The sequence below is a fragment of the Novosphingobium ovatum genome (assembly GCF_009909235.1).
Classification (GTDB): Bacteria; Pseudomonadota; Alphaproteobacteria; order Sphingomonadales; family Sphingomonadaceae; genus Novosphingobium; species Novosphingobium ovatum.
Map to the genome: position 1 here is coordinate 47,577 of NZ_JAAAPO010000004.1, position 19,143 is coordinate 66,719.

A 19,143-nucleotide genomic window follows, 5' to 3' on the forward strand; every position below is an offset into this window, starting at 1 on the left:
GACGCTTTCTTACTGCGAGACGGACAGGCGATAGATCATCGCGTGCCGATAGGGTTTGCCCGGATCGATCCGGGCCGAAACAAAGCCGGGCTGGTTGGGGGCATCGGGAAACTTTTGCGGTTCCAGCGCGATGCCATCGCCCATGCGATAGAGATGGCCATGCTTGCCAATCAGCGTGCCATCCAGAAAATTGCCGGAATAGAATTGCAGGCCGGGCTCGGTCGACAGCACCTCCAGCACACGGCCAGAGGCGGGATCGGTCAGCCGCGCGGCCAGTTGGGGCGTGGGCGTGACGCCTTTGTCCAGCGCGTAATTGTGGTCATATCCGCGCCCGACAACGATTTGCGCGTCCCGCCCATCGCGCAGCGCGTCATTCAACCGGCGCGCCTTGCGGAAATCAAAGGCCGAGCCGGCCACAGGGCGCAGTTCTCCGGTCGGGATCAGCGTGGCCGTCACCGGCGTATAGGCGCGTGCCGGGATCGTCAGGCGGTTGTCCATCGCGCCGCCCGCGCTGCCTTCGCCCGCCATGTTGAACAGCGCGTGATTGGTCATGTTGACGATCGTGGGCTTGTCGCTGGAGGCTTCGAACAGAATGCCCAGATTGCCCTTTTCATCCAGCGTATAGGTGACCGTGGTGGTCAGCGTGCCGGGATAGCCCGAATCGCCATCCGGGCTGACGTGGGCCAGCACCACCTTTGCCACCGGGCCTGACTTGACCGCGACCACCCGCCACAGCGCCTTGTCAAAGCCACGGCCGCCGCCATGCAGCGATTGGCCATTGTTGTTCTGCGGCAATTGATAGGTCACCCCGTCCAGCGCAAAGCGGCCATTGGCGATCCGATTGGCATAGCGACCCACCGTCACCCCGAAATAGTTGGGGTGATCAACATAGGAGGCTAGGTCGTCATAGCCCAGAATGACATCGGCGCGCCGCCCATGCCGGTCGGGCGCGATCAGCGATTGCAGCGTCGCGCCATAGGTCAGGATACGGGCCGAAACGCCGTTGGCGGCGCGCAGGGTGATGGCTTCCACCGCGCTGCCATCGCCCAGTTTTCCCGCGTTTTCACGCTGTGCCGAGGCCGCATGGGCGGGCGCCGTCATGGTCAGTGCGATGAAGGCTGCGCAGGCCAGATGGCTGGACCTGATGACAGAAAATTGCATTGCGAACCTCTCCCGGTCGGTATCGGCCATTGACGCGACCGCACCCTCACTATAGTCCGACAATTAAAGCAAGCGCAAGCCGCTATGCCTGCCCATCGCAGATGGCTAGTCTTGCCCCGCTATCAGAGAGGAACCGCATGCCCCCCGTCACATCCGGCACCGCAGCCCAGATCGATAACGCCCATGGCCAAACGGCGCGTTATGGGTCGGCCTTGTCACTGTTGGCGACGCTGTTTTTCATGTGGGGCTTTATCACGGTGATCAATGGCACGCTGTTGCCACATCTGCGCAGCGTGTTTGATCTTAGCTATTTTCAGGCGGCGCTGATTGAATCGGTCTGGTTCATCGCCTATTTCTTCGCCTCGATCCCGGCGGCCAAGCTGATCGAGCGGATCGGTTACCAGAAATCGCTGGTGACCGGGCTGTTGATCATGGCGGCGGGCGCGCTGGGGATGGTCTTGGCCGCCTCGATCCCGTCCTATGGTATTACGCTGATCATGCTGTTTGTGATCGCCAGCGGCATCACCTTGTTGCAGGTCGCGGCCAATCCCTATGTGGCCGTGATCGGCAAGCCCGAGACGGCCTCTTCGCGGTTGAATCTGGTGCAGGCGATGAATTCGGCCGGAACGATGCTGGCGCCGATGTTTGGCGCCTGGCTGATTCTGGGCCGGACCAAGGGTGGCACGGCCACGGCTGGCACCGTCCTGACCCCGGCCGAACGTCTGGCCGATGCGCAGTCCGTGATGTTGCCCTATCTGCTTGTGGCGGCGGTGCTGGTGGTGTTGGCGGTTGTTATTGCGCGTTTTCCGCTGCCGGCGATGGGCGCTGCGGCCCGACGTGTGCGTTCGGTTGAGGCCCCGGTGGGGTCGGCTTTCCAGCGGTTCTGGAACCACCCCTTGTGGCAACACCGCAATCTGGTCTGGGGCGTGCCGGCGATCTTCATCTATTTGATCGCCGAAATCGGGGTGGGCAATCTGTTCGTCAATTTTGTCAGCCGGCCCGATGTCGGCGCGATGACGACGGAACAGGCTGGGCGCTATCTGACGCTGTTGTGGGGCGGGATGATGGTGGGCCGCTTCATCGGCTCGGCCGTGATGCAAAAGGTGGATGCCGGGATTGTGCTGGCGGTCTTTGCGCTGGGCGCCTTTGTGGTGATGGTGATCACCGTGGTCAGCAGCGGACCTGTGGCGATGTGGGCGCTGATTGCGGTGGGCCTGTTCCATTCGATCATGTTCCCGACCATCTTCACGCTGGGCATTCGCGGGCTGGGCGCCTTGACCGAAGAAGGTTCGGGCCTGTTGATCATGGCGATCGCAGGCGGCGCGCTGGTCGCGGTGCAGGGCTATTTGGCGGATCACTACGGATTGCAGGCGTCCTTCATCCTGACCGCCGTTTGCGAGCTCTATGTGGTGTTCTATGCGCTGTGGGGTTCGCGTCCCACGCATGCCTTGCCTGATGCCGACGCGGCCGGGCTCTGATTTCTACTCGGACTAAAGGCGTGGGCGCGGGTGCGATGGCACTGCCCTCACGTCTGCCCGCATGACTGGAGTTTTGCGATGACTGAATTTCGTTCGATCGACGCCGCGACGGGCGCGCCGTCCGGTCCGGTTCTGGCCGTTGATGGCGTGGCGCAGGTCGAGGCCGCCTGCGCCGCCGCAGACGCCGCCTTTGATGCCTATCGCGCCACTGACCGCCACGCCCGCGCCGCCTTTCTGGAGGCGATCGCGGACGAGATTCTGGCGATTGGCGATGACCTGATCGTTGCCGCCTGCCGTGAAAGCGGTCTGCCGCGTGCCCGTCTGGAGGGCGAGCGTGGCCGCACCATGGGCCAGTTGCGCCTGTTTGCGCAGGTGTTGCGCGATGGCGCGTGGCAGGGCATCCGCATTGATCCCGCGATGCCCGATCGCGCGCCTTTGCCGCGTCCCGATTTGCGGATGCGGATGATTCCGGTCGGGCCGGTGGCGGTGTTTGGCGCGTCCAACTTCCCGCTGGCTTTCTCGACGGCGGGTGGCGACACGGCCTCGGCGCTGGCGGCGGGCTGTCCGGTGGTGGTCAAGGGGCACCCGGCCCATCCCGAAACCGGCGCGCTGGTCGCCGCCGCCATTGCCCGCGCGGTGGCTGCCTGTGGCCTGCCCGCAGGGGTGTTTGGCCATTTGGTTGGACCTTCGCAGGAACTGGGCGCGGCATTGGTACGTGATCCACGCATTGCGGCGGTGGGCTTTACCGGTTCGCGCGCGGGTGGTTTGGCCTTGGCGGCGCTGGCGGCATCGCGCCCCGTGCCGATTCCGGTCTATGCCGAAATGAGCAGTATCAATCCGGTGCTGTTGATGCCGGCCGCCTTGCAGGCGCGTGGCGCGGCATTGGGCACGGCGTTTGCCGGGTCGCTGACGATGGGGGCGGGGCAGTTTTGCACCAACCCCGGCCTGTTGCTGGCGATCGAGGGCGAGGGGCTGGACGCATTTGTCGCCGCAGCAGCAGAGGCTGTCGCGCAAGCGCCTGCGCAGGTCATGCTGACGGCCGGCATTGGCGCGGCCTATCGTGACGGTGTTGCGGATTTGGCGGCTGCGTCGGGCGTGACGCAACTGGCCGCTGGCGCGCCGGGCGAAGCGACCAGCTGTGGCGCCGCGCTGTTCCAAACCACGGCGGCGGCCTTTTTGGCCAATCCGGCGCTGGCGCATGAAGTGTTCGGGGCGTCCTCGTTGCTGGTGCGCTGCGCCGACGAAGCGGAATTGCTGACCGTGCTGCGCGGGCTGGAGGGGCAATTGACCGCCACCTTGCATCTGGACGAGGCGGACGGCGATCTGGCCGCGCGCGTTCTGCCGGTGCTGGAGCGCAAGGTTGGCCGCATTCTGGCCAATGGCTGGCCCACCGGGGTCGAGGTGTGCCACGCGATGGTGCATGGCGGGCCTTACCCGGCCACCACCGATCCGCGCAGCACCTCGGTTGGCAGTCTGGCGATTGAGCGCTTCCTGCGGCCGGTTTGCTATCAGAACATCGCGCCCGCGCTGTTGCCGCCCGAACTGCGCGATGATGCGCGTGGGGATGGTGCGCCGCGCCTGATCGATGGCGTGTTGCGCCTGGCCTGACTTTTTGTTGATGGGCCCTCACGTTGTGACGTGGGGGCAAGGAGAATTTTCCATGGCCTTGCGCCTGTTGCAACATCGCGCCGATGATGGCGCGCGTTCTGTCATTCTGGCTGATGGCGATCAGGCGTGGTTCCTGAACGGCGTGGCCTCCACCCGCGAACTGGCGTTGCGGGCAATTGCGGCGGGCCGTGCGTTGGCGGCCGAGGCCGAGGTCGCCGGCAAGGGCGCGGCGGTGGATATTGCCGCTGAACTGGCAGCGGGGCGGTTGCTGGCCCCGATTGATCATGATGATCCGGCGCATCTGTGGATGACGGGCACGGGGCTGACGCATCTTGGCTCGGCCGAGGGGCGCAACAAGATGCATGCGGCAGCCGCAGCGGGCGAGCAGTTGACCGATTCCATGCGCATGTTTCTGGAAGGCGTGGAGGGCGGCAAGCCTGCCCCCGGACAGACCGGCCAGCAGCCCGAATGGTTTTACAAGGGCGATGGTTCACAGATGGTCGGGCCCGAGCAGGCGTTGGTCATGCCCGATTTCGCGCAGGATGGCGGCGAGGAGCCGGAACTGGCCGGGGTCTATCTGATCGGGCCGGATGGCACGCCGTATCGTCTGGGGCTGGCGCTGGCGAACGAGTTTTCCGACCATGTGACCGAGCGCCACAATTACCTGTGGCTGGCCCATTCCAAGCTGCGCCCTGCGGCTTTGGGGGCGGAACTGTTGATTGATGCCGTGCCCGACGATGTGCGCGGCACCTGTCTGATCCGGCGCGATGGCGCGGTGATCTGGGAAAAGCCGTTCCTGTCGGGCGAGGCCAACATGTCGCACGCCATCGCCAATCTGGAACAGCACCATTTCAAATATGGCCTGTTCCGGCGCGCAGGCGATGTGCATGTGCATTTCTTTGGCACGGCCACGCTGTCGTTTTCCGATGACGTGCGCACGCAGCCGGGCGATGTATTCGAAATCGCCGCCGCGCCCTTTGCCCTGCCGCTGCGCAACCGGCTGGAACGGGCCGCTGCCGATCCTGTCCTGGTCAAGGCGCTGTAAGACATGGGGGCCATTCGTTTTGCGCTGATCGGCGTGGGCAAGATTGCCCGCGATCAGCATTTGCCGGCCATCGCGGGCAATCCGGACTTTGATCTGGTGGCGGCGGTCAGCCACCATGATCCTGAATTGGACGTGCCGTGGTTTGCCACGCTGGACGCGCTGATGGCATCGGGCATCGCGGTGGATGCGGTGGCGCTGTGCACCCCGCCGCAGGTGCGCCATGCGCTGGCGGTGCAGGCCTTGCACCATGGCCTGCACGTCTTTCTGGAAAAGCCGCCCGGCGCCACGCTGGCCGAGGTCGAGACATTGCGCGCCATCGCCGATGCGCGTGGACGCACGCTGTTTGCCTCGTGGCATTCGCGCTATGCCGCAGGGGTCGATCTGGCCAAGGCGTGGTTGGCCGAGCGCCAGATCCGCGCGGTGCGCATCGTCTGGCGCGAGGATGTGCGCGAATGGCATCCGGGGCAGGAATGGATTTGGCAGGCGGGCGGTCTGGGCGTGTTTGATCCGGGCATCAATGCCTTGTCGATTGCCACACATATTCTGCCGCAACCCTTTCACGCGACGCAGGCGGTGCTGTATGTGCCCGCCAACCGCGATGCGCCGATTGCCGCCGATGTGGCCTTTACCGATGTGTCGGGCACGCAGATGTCCATGAACATGGATTGGCGGGAAACCGGCGCGCCGACTTGGGACATCACGGTCGAGACCGATGACGGCACGCTGCGGCTGTCGGTGGCGATTGGGCATGCCCGGCTGGTTCTGCCCCACGCCTTGCACGAAGGACCTGATCGCGAATATGCGGCGCTATATGCCCGCTTTGCCCGACTGATCGCCGATGGCATCAGCGATGTGGATGTGGCGCCGCTGCGCCATGTGGCGGATGCCTTTTTGCTGGGGCAGCGGCGGTTGGTCGAGCCATTTGTGGAATAGCGTTCCGCGCTGCCGGGGCATTAGGTATCTATTCTGATGTCGGTTTTGACCGAGGTTTAGCGGGATTAACCATATCCTTGCGCCCTGATCCGCAGCGGGCGCAAGGATACGCCGCATGGCCACGCAATTTGCCACAGATGCCTTTGGCCATGGAGACCATGTCTCGCATGGTGATGATTTCGCGCGTCTTGCCAGCGACATCTATGGTCACATCAGCCATTTGGCGATCCGGTTGAGCGATATCGTCGGCAATGCCGAACATATCGCGCAGGAAAGCCGCAGCGGCAGCGACGCGGCCGGGCAGTTGAAGCACGCCACCGCCGCCTTTACCCGCGAAACATCGGCCCTGACCGAAGAGATGCGCCAGATCGTTGGCACCATCGCCAGCGCGGCCGACCATCTGGACACGACGAGCACCAAGATCGCCACTTCGCTGGCCCAGACGCAGCAATTGGCCGGCGCGGTGCGCGATGCCTCGACCTTGCTGTCGGCGCTACAATCCTCGTTGGGCGAAGCCTCCAAGATATCGAACGACATCCGCTCGATCGCGATGCAGACCAACCTGCTGGCGCTGAACGCCGCGATTGAGGCGGCGCGGGCGGGTGATGCCGGCAAGGGCTTTGCCGTGGTCGCGCATGAGGTGCGCATGCTGGCCAACAAGACCCAGAACGCGACGCAGGAGATCGACAAGACGCTGAACCAGGTGACCTCCAGCGCGCGCGAACTGATCACGCAGGGTGAGAACAACATCAAGGTTGCCACAGCCGTCGAGGCAGAGACCGGCACCATCATCGAGATCACCAACCGCGCCGCCGCCAATCTGCACGAGATCCGGGAACAGTCGGGCCATGTCATCGCCGTGACCGAAGAGCACGAGCGCGCCTTCAACGGCCTGACCGAGACGATCAACCATGTCAGCAACGCGCTGATCGCCACCTCGACCGAGATTGGCGAGGCATCGCAAGGGTTGAACGATCTGTCGGATGTGGCCGAGGTGTTGCTGTGGACCATCGCCCGCGCCGAGGTAAAGACGCAGGACACCGCCATCCTCGAGGCGACCATGGCCGCCGCCGCACGGATCAACGCCGCCTTTGAACAGGGCGTGGCGTCGGGGCGCATCAGTCTGGGCGAATTGTTTGACGAGGCCTATCACCCGATCCACGGCACCAACCCGGTCCAGCACATGGCGCGCCATACCGATTTCACCGATGCCACCCTGCCTGCAATACAGGAACCGCTGCTGGAACTGGACCGGCGGATTGTCTTTGCCGCGACCACCGATCGCAACGGTTATATAGCCACGCACAACCGGATCTATTCCCAGCCGCAGGGGCATGACCCGGTGTGGAACACCGCCCACAGCCGCAACCGCCGTCAGTATGCGGACAAGGTGGGGCTGTCATCGGCGCGCAGCCGTGATCCATTCCTGTTGCAGATCTATCGCCGGGACATGGGCGGCGGCAAATTCGTGCTGATGAAGCATGTGTCCTGTCCGATCACCGTGCAGGGCCGCCATTGGGGGGCGCTGCGTTGCGCCTTTGCGGCGGATTGATGATGGTGTTTCACAGGTTCATGCCGGATTAAACGGCTAATCGACGACCGCGCGGCGGGCTATATCGGCACCAACGTCAGACGACAGGAGTGCGCAGCATGATTACCCGCCAATTGGGCCGCCATGGCCCCACCGTTTCGGCCATCGGCTATGGCTGCATGGGGCTGGACTTTGGCTATGCGAACACGCTGGCCAAGGAAGATGGCATCGCCATGATCCGCGCAGCCGTGGAACGCGGCGTCACCTTTTTCGACACGGCCGAAGTGTATGGGCCATGGGTCAATGAACGCCACGTGGGCGAGGCGCTGGCGCCGTTCAAGGGGCAGGTGACGATCGCCACCAAGTTCGGCTTTGCCATCGATCCTGACACCGGCGCGATGCAGGGCGTGTGCAGCCGCCCCGAACGCATCCGCGCCGTGGCCGAGGCCAGCCTGAAGCGGTTGCAGGTGGAGACGCTGGACGTGTTCTATCAGCACCGCGTCGATCCCAAGGTGCCGATCGAGGATGTGGCCGGCACGGTGCGCGACCTGATCGCGCAGGGCAAGGTGCGCCATTTCGGCATGAGCGAGCCGAGCGCCGCCACTCTGCGCCGCGCCCATGCGGTGCAGCCTGTGGCCATGGTGCAGAACGAATATTCGCTGTGGACGCGGCAGGTCGAAACCAACGGCATTCTGGAGGCCTGTGGCGAGCTGGGGATTGGGTTGGTGCCCTATTCGCCGCTGGGCAAGGGGTTCCTGACAGGCGCGATGACCAGCGCCGATGACGTCAGCGCGGGGGATTTCCGCGCCTCGCTGCCCCGGTTTCAGGCCGATGCGATGGCGGCCAATCTGGCGCTGGTTGATGCCCTGCGCGAGATTGCCACGCGCCACAACGCCACCCCGGCACAGATCGCGCTGGCCTGGCTGTTGGCGCAGCGGCCGTGGATCGTGCCCATCCCCGGCACGACCAAGCTGCACCGGCTGGAGGAAAATCTGGGCGCGGCGCAGGTGGTGCTGAACGATCAGGATCTGGCCGATATTGCCGCGCGGCTGGCCGCGATCGAGATCCACGGCGCGCGCTATACCCCGGCGTCCGAGGCTATGACCGGGCTGTAACCGGCCTGTGCCTGCCTAATGGAAATCGCGCGATTTTGGCAGGATACGGACATTGCGCGGGTGACTGCGCAAGGGTGGGCGGATGCGGCTGGAGGGAGCTGCATCCGTCTCGCTCAATTGGCCCAACAGATCGGTGCGATCAATGATGCGGCGGGCCATGACATGCACCACGCCTTCCTTGCTGCGCTGGATGCTGCCCTCGATCAGCATCAGGCGGGCGGCCATCACGGCGCGGCGCTGAGCCTCCATGTCGCGCGCCCATAACAGGGCGTTGGCGATGCCGGTCTCGTCCTCGATGGTGATGAACACGGCGTTGCCTTTGCCCGGCCGCTGACGGGTCAGCACCACGCCTGCCACGCGCACCGGGCGGCCATCGGGCATGGCCTGGGCCTGCGCGCAACTGACGATGCCCTGATCGTTCAGGCGTTCGCGCAGGAATTGCAACGGATGCCCCTTTAGCGAGAGGCGCAAAGTCTGGTAATCGGCCACCACCTCTTCTGCCGGGGGCATGGCGGGCAGGGCGGCGTCAGGCTCTGCGCCCAATTCGGGGGCGTCACTGGCGGCAAACAGCGGCAATTGGCGCGGCGGCAGGCGGCGCACTTCCCACAAGGCATCGCGGCGGCCATGGCCCAGCGAGCCAAACGCATCGGCATCTGCCAGTTTGCGCAAGGCTTGCGGTGGCAGGTTGGCGCGGGCGGCCAATGCTTCGGCATGGGCAAAGGGGCCGTGGGCCGCGCGGGCGGCGGTGATCGCGGCCGCCCATTCCGCACGAAACCCATCCAGCCGGGAAAAACCCAGCCGCAGCGCCAATGCGCCCGCCCCGTCGCGCTCCAGCGAGCAGTCCCACGCGCTGGCGTTGACATCGACGGGGCGCACTTCGACCCCGTGTTCCTGTAGGTCGCGCACCAATTGCGCTGGCGCGTAAAACCCCATCGGCTGGCTGTTCAGCAGCGCGGCGGTGAACACCGCCGGGTGGCGGCATTTCAGCCATGACGAGACATAGGACAACCATGCAAAAGCCTGCGCGTGGCTCTCGGGAAAGCCGTAATCGCCAAAGCCCTTGATCTGTTCAAAACAGCGTTCGGCAAAATCATGCGCATAGCCGCGCTCGACCATGCCGGAGAGGAAACGGTTGCGGTGGTTCTCCTCGATCTGGCCATTGCGGCGGAACGCGGCCATGTCGCGCCGCAGGCGGTCGGCCTCGGCATCGCTATAGCCGGCCGCGACGATGGCCAGTTTCATCGCCTGTTCCTGAAACAGTGGCACGCCCAAGGTGCGCCCCAGCAGATCGCGCAACGCCGGGCTGGGATAGGCCACCGCTTCCTCACCATTGCGGCGGCGCAAATAGGGGTGAACCATGCCGCCCTGAATCGGCCCCGGCCGCACAATCGCCACCTGAATCACCAGATCATACAGGCACATCGGCTTCATCCGGGGCAACATGGCGATCTGCGCCCGGCTTTCCACCTGAAACGTGCCGATGGAATCGCCTGTTGCCAGCATCCGGTACACTGCCGGATCCTCTCGCGGGACGGTGGCCAGCGTCATGTCGGCCAGCCCCGCGCCGCGCATCAGATCGAAACTGCGGCGGATACAGGTCAGCATCCCCAGTGCCAGCACATCCACCTTCATCAGGCCCAAGGCCTCGATGTCGTCCTTGTCCCATTCGATAAAGGTGCGGTCCGGCATGGCGGCGTTATGGATCGGCACCATTTCGTCCAGCCGGCCCTGCGTCAGGACAAAGCCGCCGACGTGTTGCGACAAATGCCGGGGATGACCCAGAAGTTGATCGGTCAGCGCCTTGACCTGCGCGATCACCGGATTGGCCAGCGAAAAGCCCGCCTGTTCCACCCGCGCATCGGGCAGATCATGCCCCCAACTGCCCCAGATGGTGGAGGACAGGCGGTTGGTCACATCCTCGCTCAACCCCATCGCCTTGCCCACTTCGCGCAGGGTGCTGCGCGGGCGATAGTGGATCACGGTGGCGGCAATCCCCGCCCGGTCGCGGCCATAGCGGGCATAGATGTACTGCATCACCTCCTCGCGGCGCTCATGCTCGAAATCCACGTCGATGTCGGGTGGTTCGTCACGCGCCTCGGACAGGAAGCGGCTGAACAACAGCTTGTTCTGCACCGGGTCGATCGGGGTGATGCCCAGGAAATAGCATACCAGCGAATTGGCCGCGCTGCCCCGCCCCTGACACAGGATTGGCGGGTCCAGTTGGCGGGCGTAGCGGACGATGTCGTATACCGTCAGAAAGTAATAGGCGTAATTCATCCGCCGGATCAGGCCGAATTCCTGATCCAATACCGCTTGATAGTCCAGCGGCAGGCCCATGGGGAAACGCGCCCGTCCGCCCTCGGCCACCAGATGCTCCAGCCAGTCCTGCGGCTGCCAGCCATCAGGCACCGCCTCATGCGGGTATTCGTACCGCAATTCGTCCAGCGTAAAGCTGATGCGCCCCAGCAGGTCGCCGGTGGCCGCCACCGCCTGTGGGCAGGCGCGGAACAGGCGGGCCATTTCGGCGGGGGCTTTCAGATGCCGCTCGGCATTGGCGGCCAAAGCGCGCCCGGCGGCATGGATGGTGGTGCCGGTGCGGATACAGGTCAGGATATCGTGCAAGGGCCGCGCGTCCGGCGCGGCATACAGCGCGTCATTGCTGGCGACCAGTGGCACGCCGGTGGCATTGGACAAAGCCTGCGCTTGTGCCAGACGGCGCGCATCGGTTCCGCTGCGGTGCATGGTGGCGGCCATCCACACCCGGTCAGGGCAGGCCTCGCGCAGGGCATCCAGCACCGCGCGGTCCCGCCCCGTGGCGATCAGCAACAGATCCTGCGCATGCGCCAACAGATCGGCCAGATACAGCGTGCAGTCGCCTTTGGTGGCGCGGCGATTGCCCAAAGTCAGCAGCCGCGTCAGCCGCCCCCAGCCATATCGCGTCGCGGGATAGGCGATGATGTCGTCACTGCCATCGGCAAATACCAGCCGCGCGCCCACCACCAGCCGCAATCCGCTGGCCTCGCGCCCGATGGCCTTCCACGCGGCATGGGCGCGCACCACGCCCGCCACGCTGTTGCGATCGGCCAGCCCCAGCCCCGCCATCCCCAGATGATGCGCCCGCGCGACCAGTTCGGCCGGGTGCGATGCCCCGCGCAGGAAACTGTAATTGCTGGCCGCGATCAGCTCGGCAAAGGGCGGCGTGGTCATGCGAATTGCCCGTGGATGTACCAGCGCGGGTCGGGCTTTTCCTCATACAGCCCGTGGCGAAAGATCCAGTAACGGCGGCCCGCCTTGTCCTCGATCCGGTAATAGTCGCGCGTCAGGCCCGGTGCGTCGCCATGCAGCCACCATGGCGCGGCGATGCGCTCGGGGCCTTCGAACAGGCGCACCTCGTGCAATTGGCGGCGCCAACGGAAACGTTGCGGGGGGCCATCTGGCACCTCGGCGATCACCTCTACCGGCTGGGGCGGATCGAACAGGAACAGCGGGCGCAGCGGCGGTTCGGCGGCGGGTGGCGCGGGCCAAGGGGCGGGGGTGTTGCCCTGTGCCGGAATGGCGCGCTGGGCCTGTTCGGGCAGGTGGCTGTCATAGGGCACCAGGCGGCGCAGAGCGTCCGGCCCCAGCCGCGTGCTGAGCCGGTCGATCAGTTCGGCCAGCGCGTCGGAGGCCTGCCCCGCCCCATCCAGATCGGGCTGGACCGCGCGCAAGGGTTCGGTGTGCGGCACGCTCAGCCGGATCTGGTCATAGCCAAAGCCGGGGTCCAGCGGATCAGCCAGCGCAGCGATGCGTTCATCGAACAGGCGCAGCACCAGCGCGGGATCGCGGGTGGGCTGGCCGGTTTCGATCATCAGGCGGTGGCGGGCGCCATCGCTGCGATACAGCGTCAGGACAAAGGCGCGCCCGCCCAGATCACGCGCCATCAGCACCGCGGCGGCCTGATGCAACAGCGCGGCAAAGCTGGCCGCGATGGTGCTCTGCAGGCCTATGGGCTCGGCAAAACGCCGGGTAAAGCGCAAGGGCGCAACGGGGGCCAACGCGGCGATGGGGGCCTGCGCCTCACCACTCAACCGGCGCAGGGCAGTAACGGCATCGGCGCCAAAGCGGGCGGCGATGCTGGCCATGGGGCGCGTCAGCAAGGCGCCGATATCGGTCAGCCCCGCCCGTTGCAGCGCCAGCGTGGCCTCTGAGTCCAGTCCCAGCGCGGTGACGGGCAGGCGGGCGATGGCGGCGCGCTCATCGGGGGCGGGCGTGGTGGCGTGCCGGGCCAGCGCCTGCGCCGCCTCTGGCGTGGTGGCCAGCGCGTGGCGCAGCGTCAGCCCCAGCGCGGCAAAGGCGTCCTCGACCTGCGCGCTCAGCGCGGCCTCGCCTCCAAACAGGTGATCGGTCCCGGTGATGTCCAGCGTGATGACATCGGGCGGCAGCGGCGTCACCAGTGGCGACCATTCCAGACAGCGCTGTGCCAGTTGCGCCAGCCCATGCGCGTCACCGGCCGGATCGGCGTCGGCCACGTACAGGTCGGGCAACAATGCCCGCGCATCGGCCAGCGCCATCCCCGGTGCGATGCCCATCGCCAGCGCGGCCGCATTCACCGCGCTTAGCCGCAAGGCGCCGCGCATCCGTTCCACCAGCGCCATGGGCGCGTCAGGCGGCGTGGCGTTGGGGGAACAGGGGGACAGGTGGCTGTGCAGCCGGTCGGTCGGCAGGAACGGAAACCACAGCGCCAGATAGCGGCGCCTCCCGGAACATGCGTTGGTCACGATCCCACTCCACCCGCCAGCTTTGTCCGCAAGGGCCAGACCGCTGGCGCAGCAAGGTTACGTCAAAGGTTGGCGCGCCCGGCGCCCGCGCCTCCAGCCCGGCCGAGGTGGCGGCGGCCACCTGCCAGCGGGTGCGCGCGGCGCTGGGCACGGGGGAAGCATCGCTGCGCAACAGCAACAGCGGCACGCCCGAACGCTCCGCCGCCAGCACCAGACGGCGGCTGGCGGTCAGGTCCAGCGCCTTCATCGCGCCCCAGCTTTCCACCACCACCGCGCTCAGTGCCGCACAGCGCAGACCATCGACCGCCGCGCGCAACAGCGCCAAGTCATCGCCCACCACGCCCACCAGCGCCGGGCCGGGCATGCCGCCCATCTCGGCCCAGCCTGGGGCCTGCAACACGCCCGCGCCGCGTACCGCCCGCCGTGTGCGCAACCACAACAGCCCGCCCGCAGGCGCGCAAAACCCCGTCGCCACACCCAGGGCAAAGCCGGTGGCCGCCGCCACATCAGCAGCATCAGCGGCATACACCTCATGCACGCAGCCGCGCGCCATACCGCCATGTAGCGCCGCATCCAAAGGCGCAACGCCGCTGGCCCAAGGGGCGGGAGAATCGGGGGTGGGGGATGGGGCGATTCGCATATGTTCATATTATGTTCCAACCCCGGAGCGGATCAAGCCCCCCGTTGCGCCCCATCCACGGCGGCAACAGGGGGCGATGCGATCAATGCGCGCCGCTGGTGTCGATTGGCCCCTTGGGCTTGGGCGCCAGCCAGATCACTGCGGCGGCCAGCACAAACAGCGCGGCAATCTCGGCAAAGACATGGATGCTGGCCAGCATCACGCTCTGCCCCTGCACCAGCGCGTCCAGCATCCCCACCGCGCCTTCATGGCTGAACCCGCCATCCTGCATGGCCTCAATCGTGGCGGTGCCTTGACGGGCCATGGCGCCAGCGATCTCGGTCTGGTTGGCACTGGCGTCATTGGCCCATTGTGTCTGCACGATCGAGGTCGCAAACGCCCCCGCCAGCGTCCGGGCAAAATTGGACAGGCCGGCTGCGGTGGCTTCCTCGCCCGGGGCGACAGTGGCCATCGCCAGACCCGTGACCGGCACAAAGAACAGAACCATGCACGGCCCCGTCAACAGCGTGGGAATGGCCATCTGCCAAAAGGTGACGTCAGTCGAAAACCATGTGCGCCATGCCGTGACGCCCGCCAACCCCAGAATGCCGATGCTGATCAACCGGCGCGGATCGACGGTTTCGGCCATTTTGCCCACGATGGGGGCTGACAGCACGGCGAACACGCCCATCAGCCCGGTGGCATAGCCCGCCCAAGTCGCCGTATAGCCCAGGTTCTGTTGCAGCCACAAAGGCAGGATCACGATGCTGGCAAAAAACGCGGCAAAGCCCAGCGAATAGGTCCCCGCCGCCGCCGCAAAGCCGCGATGGCGGAACACCCGCAGATCGACGATGGGGTGCTTTTCGGTCAGTTCCCAGATCAGGAACGCGCCAAAGCCCAGCGCGGCCACCACCGCCAGCACGCACATCTCGGTCGAGGCGAACCAGTCATGCTGGCGCCCTTCGTCCAGCAGGATCTGCAAAGCGCCGACCCAGACGATCAGCAACCCCAGCCCCACCGTGTCGATGCGCGCGCTTTGCGTGGGATCGGGTTGGCCGCGCAACAGCGTCATCAACAACAGCCCGCCGCCCAGCGCCGCCGGCACGCCGATGAAAAAGATCCACGACCAGCCCACCGTGTCGCACAATGTCCCGCCCAGCACCGGGCCGATGATCGGCCCGATCAGCGTGGTCATGGCCCACATCACCGTGCCCAATGTCTGCTTTTCGGGCGGCAACAGGCGCATCAACAGCGTTTGGGCCAATGGCATGATCGGCCCGCCGCACAGGCCCAGCACGACGCGGAACCCCACCAGCATCCCCAGCGAGGTCGACAGCCCGCACAGCAGCGAGAATACGCCAAAGGCAAAGTAGCAGGCCAGAAACACCCGTTGCGCGCCAAACCGGTTGGCCAGCCATCCGGTCAGCGGCACGGTGATCGCCTCGGCCACGGCATAGGAGGTGATCACCCACGTCCCTTGTGATGCCGACACGCCCAGCGACCCGGCAATCGTCGGCACCGAGACATTGGCGATCGTGGTGTCGAGCACCACCAGCAGATTGCCCATCCCGATCAGGGCTGCGGCCAGCACCAGCCGCGCGCCGCTCAGCGGTGCGGTTTGGCCAGTGCTCATCGGGCGATATCGATATCAGCCGTCATCGACAGGCCAACGCGCAAGGGGTGGGCGGCCAGTTCCTTTGGCTCCAGCGCGATGCGCACCGGCAGGCGCTGCACCACCTTGATCCAGTTGCCGGTGGCATTCTGTGCCGGGACCACGGCAAAGGCCGCCCCCGTCCCGCCCGAAAAGCCCACCACGGTCCCGTGATAGACCACGCCCGAACCATACAGGTCGCTGGTCAGCGTCACCTTTTGCCCGGCGCGTACCTTGGTCAGTTGCACTTCCTTGAAATTGGCATCGACATAGGCGGTCTGCACGGGAACGACCACCATCAGCGCCTTGCCCGGTTCGGCGCGTTGGCCCACCTGCGCGGTGCGGCGCGTCACCACGCCATCAAATGGCGCGCGGATCACGGTGCGCTCCAGATTGACGCGGGCCTGTTCCAGCGCGGCGCGGGCGGCCAGCACTTCGGGGTGAGTGTCAGGCGCGGTGCCATCGATCAACACGCGGTTGGCTTCACGCGTGCCGGCGGCGGCGTCGCGGTTGGCGGCGGCCAGCGCCACGGCGGCCTGCGCGCTGCGCAGATTGGCCTGTGCGGTGGCGGCGGCATTGCGGGCGCTGCTCAATTCCTCGCCTGAAACGGAACCAGAAGCGGCCAGCGCTTCCCGCCGTTTCAGGTCGATGGCGGCGCGATCCGCGTCAGCCCGCGCGGCGATCAATGCGGCATCGGCGCGGGCCTGATCGGCGGCGCGGGCGGCCACTTGCGCGCCCAGCCCCATGTCGGTGGCGGACAACCCGCGCACCCGCCGCAAAGTCAGCGCCAGATCGGCCTGTGCGCGGGCCAGCGCCAGACGGGCATCGGTATCCTCCAGCCGGATAAGCACATCGCCCGCGCGCACCGTGGCGGTGTCTTGCACCAGAACCTGTTGCACCGGCGCGCTGATCTGGGCGCTGATTTGCGCCACATCGGCCCCGACATAGGCGTTGTCGGTTTCGACATGGCGGCTGGCGACAAAATAGTCATAGCCGCCATAGGCCAGCGCCGCGACCGCTACGCCCAGACCAAAGCGCAGGAACAGCCCCTTGCGCTTGTCGGCGCGGGCGGAGTCCTGCGCGGCTTCCTGTGCGGCGGCTTCCTCGGCGTGGATCAGGGCGATCTTGGATTGCGGGGTGCTTGACATCGGGGGTGTCCTTTATGCGCGATAGCCGCCGCCCAGCGCGCGGATCAGCGCGACATCCAGGGCAAAGGCACGGGTCTGAAGAGTGGCGGTGGCGCGGCGCGCGGCGATCAGCGCGTCTTGTGCGGTCAACACATCCAGATAGGTCGCCAGTCCGCCGCGATAGCGGTTGCTGGCCACAGTATAGGCGGCCTGTGCGGCGGCCTGTGCGGCCTGTGTCTCGGCCAGACGGGTGGAGAGCGCCCGGCGGCTGGCGGTGGCATCGGCCACTTCGCGCAGGGCGTTGATCAGCGCGCCGTCATATTGGGCGACGGCCGCGTCATATTCGGCCTGCGCGCCATGTTTGCGCGCGGTCAGGCGGCCCGCGTCAAAAATCGGCAGGGTAATCGCCGGCCCGACCGAGCCCATGTCTGATCCCGCGTTGAACACCCGGTCCAGCCCCAGCGCCTGTAGCCCCACCATCGCCGACAGGTTGACGTTGGGATAGAAAGCAGCCTTGGCCACACGGATGCGGGCCGATGCGGCCAGCGCGCGGGCGCGGGCGGCGGCAATGTCGGGACGGCGTCCCACCAGATCAGCGGGTAGATTGGCAGGCAGATCGGCGGGCGCGGTCACGCTGACGGCGGGGCGGGTGATCGCCTGCCCCCGCTCTGGCCCGGCGCCGATCAACGCGGCCAGACGGTTGCGGGCCAGTTCGATCAGTTCGGCAATGGCGGCCTGTTCGGCGCGGGCGCTGGCCAGACCCGCGCGGGCACGGGCGACTGCTCCGGTGTTTTCCAGCCCTTCGGCCTGACGGCGGGTGATCAGGTCCAGCGTGGCCGCGCGCACCTTGACCGCGTCTTGGGCAGCGTCCTGTTCGGCATATAGCGCGGCCATGTCGGCATAGGCGGCCGCGATCCCCGTCGAGACCGCCAGACGCGCGGCGGCCGCTTCGGCTCCGGCGGCGGCCTGATCGGCGCGGGCGGCGGCCAAGGCGGCGCGGTTGCGGCCCCAGAAATCGATCTGCCAATCCAGATTCAGCCCCACCTGGCCGGTTTGCAGCCAGCCCTTGGGCGCAAAGGCGGCGGGGAACAGATAGTTATAGCTTTGCTTGGCGTAGCCAGCCGATCCTGATGCGCCCAGCGTGGGAAACAGATCGGCATGGGCGGCGCTGCCTTGGGCAGCGGCGGCGCGATAGCGGGCATCGGCTACGCGCAGGTCGGTCGCGCCCTTCAACCCTTCGGTAATCAGCGCGGCCAGTTGCGGATCGGCATAGCCTGTCCACCACTGGTCGGCGGGCCAAGTGGCGGTCGCGGCGGCAGGTATGGCGGCAGGCGCGGTTTGGGCCGCCACGGGCGGGGGCAGCATCAAAAGCATGCCTGCCAGCACGGCGCGGCCAATGGGGGGACGACTCACGCGGATCACCTTTAAAACCATACTGAACGGTTCAGTTATCCATTCCCCTTGCGCCGTCAAGCAAAAACTGTACAGTTCGGTTTAGAAAAGGAGTGGAGAGCATGCGGGTAAAATGCGACAGCCGCAGGCGCTGCATATTGGATGCCGCGATCCAGCTGTTTCGCGACATCGGCTTTGACCGGGTCAGCATGGCCCAGATTTCCGCCCGTGCGGGCGGGTCCAAGGCGACGCTCTACAGTTACTTTGCCTCGAAAGAGGAGCTGTTTGCCGAGGCGATGGTCGACGCCATGCAGGAGGAGGGGCACAAGATGCTGGGCCTGCTGGACCCGGACGAGGCGGATGTGCCGCTGGTGCTGGGACGGTTCGCGCGGGCCTATCTGCATTTCCTCAGCCGCCCCGAAGGGTTGAACTGTGTGCGCACCTGCATCGCTAATGGCGGCGAGGGCGAGTTGGGCAAGGCATTGTACCGGCTGGGCCCGCAAAAGGGCTGGCGCGAGGTGGCGCAATATATCGCGCAGGTGATGGCGCGCGGCCTGTTGCGCCAGACCGAGGCGATGCCCGCCGCACTGCAACTGCGCGGCATGCTGGAGGCAGGCTATATCCAGCCGTTGCTATATGGCGCCGAACCCGAATTGCCGCTGGAGGAAGCCGCCGAGCGGGCGGTCGACACCTTCTTGCGGGCCTATGCCGTGCAGCAATAAGGGG

At 66.2% G+C, this 19,143-nt stretch carries 14 protein-coding genes; 7 read left to right on the forward strand and 7 right to left on the reverse strand.

Annotated elements, in window-relative coordinates; all coding sequences use genetic code 11:
• Positions 1 to 9: 9 nt before the first annotated feature.
• Positions 10 to 1,101: an aldose epimerase family protein gene (locus GTZ99_RS10375; protein WP_406818595.1), complete on the reverse strand. Its 1,092-nt coding sequence runs from the start codon at positions 1,099 to 1,101 to the stop codon at positions 10 to 12.
• Positions 1,102 to 1,298: 197 nt separating this feature from the next.
• Between GTZ99_RS10375 and GTZ99_RS10380 the strand changes: the two genes are divergently transcribed.
• The 6 genes from GTZ99_RS10380 (at position 1,299) to GTZ99_RS10405 (ending at position 8,871) form a co-directional block, all read left to right on the forward strand.
• Positions 1,299 to 2,639 (forward strand): sugar MFS transporter, encoded by a 1,341-nt coding sequence (locus tag GTZ99_RS10380; protein ID WP_161718609.1) that lies wholly within the window; start codon positions 1,299 to 1,301, stop codon positions 2,637 to 2,639.
• A 78-nt stretch (positions 2,640 to 2,717) separates the two neighbouring features.
• Complete coding sequence (locus GTZ99_RS10385) at positions 2,718 to 4,247, forward strand: aldehyde dehydrogenase (NADP(+)) (protein WP_161718611.1); 1,530 nt, start codon at positions 2,718 to 2,720, stop codon at positions 4,245 to 4,247.
• A 52-nt stretch (positions 4,248 to 4,299) separates the two neighbouring features.
• The gene (gene araD1 / locus GTZ99_RS10390; protein WP_161718613.1) at positions 4,300 to 5,292 is read left to right on the forward strand and encodes an AraD1 family protein; all 993 of its coding nucleotides are present in this window, start codon (positions 4,300 to 4,302) and stop codon (positions 5,290 to 5,292) included.
• A 3-nt stretch (positions 5,293 to 5,295) separates the two neighbouring features.
• Positions 5,296 to 6,225 carry a Gfo/Idh/MocA family protein gene (locus tag GTZ99_RS10395; protein ID WP_161718615.1) on the forward strand — a complete coding sequence of 310 codons (930 nt, stop codon included), beginning with the start codon at positions 5,296 to 5,298 and terminating at the stop codon, positions 6,223 to 6,225.
• A 115-nt stretch (positions 6,226 to 6,340) separates the two neighbouring features.
• Positions 6,341 to 7,777, forward strand: a complete 1,437-nt coding sequence (locus GTZ99_RS10400; RefSeq protein ID WP_161718617.1) for a methyl-accepting chemotaxis protein — start codon at positions 6,341 to 6,343, stop codon at positions 7,775 to 7,777.
• Between the two features lie 98 nt (positions 7,778 to 7,875).
• Positions 7,876 to 8,871, forward strand: coding sequence for an aldo/keto reductase (locus tag GTZ99_RS10405; RefSeq protein WP_161718618.1), 996 nt, complete (start codon positions 7,876 to 7,878; stop codon positions 8,869 to 8,871).
• A 15-nt stretch (positions 8,872 to 8,886) separates the two neighbouring features.
• Here the strand turns inward: GTZ99_RS10405 and GTZ99_RS10410 are convergent, their stop codons facing one another.
• The 6 genes from GTZ99_RS10410 to GTZ99_RS10435 all read right to left on the reverse strand — a co-directional run bounded on the left by GTZ99_RS10410 (position 8,887) and on the right by GTZ99_RS10435 (position 18,438).
• Positions 8,887 to 12,078: an error-prone DNA polymerase gene (locus tag GTZ99_RS10410; protein WP_161718620.1), complete on the reverse strand. Its 3,192-nt coding sequence runs from the start codon at positions 12,076 to 12,078 to the stop codon at positions 8,887 to 8,889.
• The gene (locus tag GTZ99_RS10415) at positions 12,075 to 13,505 is read right to left on the reverse strand and encodes a Y-family DNA polymerase (protein WP_227711306.1); all 1,431 of its coding nucleotides are present in this window, start codon (positions 13,503 to 13,505) and stop codon (positions 12,075 to 12,077) included. The genes GTZ99_RS10410 and GTZ99_RS10415 overlap by 4 nt, the downstream gene beginning before the upstream one ends.
• 7 nt (positions 13,506 to 13,512) lie before the next feature.
• Positions 13,513 to 14,268: an ImuA family protein gene (locus GTZ99_RS16815; RefSeq protein WP_161718624.1), complete on the reverse strand. Its 756-nt coding sequence runs from the start codon at positions 14,266 to 14,268 to the stop codon at positions 13,513 to 13,515.
• Positions 14,269 to 14,350: 82 nt separating this feature from the next.
• Positions 14,351 to 15,880 (reverse strand): DHA2 family efflux MFS transporter permease subunit, encoded by a 1,530-nt coding sequence (locus GTZ99_RS10425; RefSeq protein ID WP_161718626.1) that lies wholly within the window; start codon positions 15,878 to 15,880, stop codon positions 14,351 to 14,353.
• The gene (locus tag GTZ99_RS10430) at positions 15,877 to 17,046 is read right to left on the reverse strand and encodes an HlyD family secretion protein (RefSeq protein ID WP_161718628.1); all 1,170 of its coding nucleotides are present in this window, start codon (positions 17,044 to 17,046) and stop codon (positions 15,877 to 15,879) included. The genes GTZ99_RS10425 and GTZ99_RS10430 overlap by 4 nt, the downstream gene beginning before the upstream one ends.
• Positions 17,047 to 17,058: 12 nt before the next feature.
• Positions 17,059 to 18,438 (reverse strand): efflux transporter outer membrane subunit, encoded by a 1,380-nt coding sequence (locus GTZ99_RS10435; protein ID WP_320076668.1) that lies wholly within the window; start codon positions 18,436 to 18,438, stop codon positions 17,059 to 17,061.
• 101 nt (positions 18,439 to 18,539) lie between these two features.
• Here GTZ99_RS10435 and GTZ99_RS10440 point away from each other — a divergent pair, with 101 nt between their 5' ends.
• Positions 18,540 to 19,139 (forward strand): TetR/AcrR family transcriptional regulator, encoded by a 600-nt coding sequence (locus GTZ99_RS10440; protein WP_161718632.1) that lies wholly within the window; start codon positions 18,540 to 18,542, stop codon positions 19,137 to 19,139.
• Positions 19,140 to 19,143 lie beyond the last annotated feature (4 nt).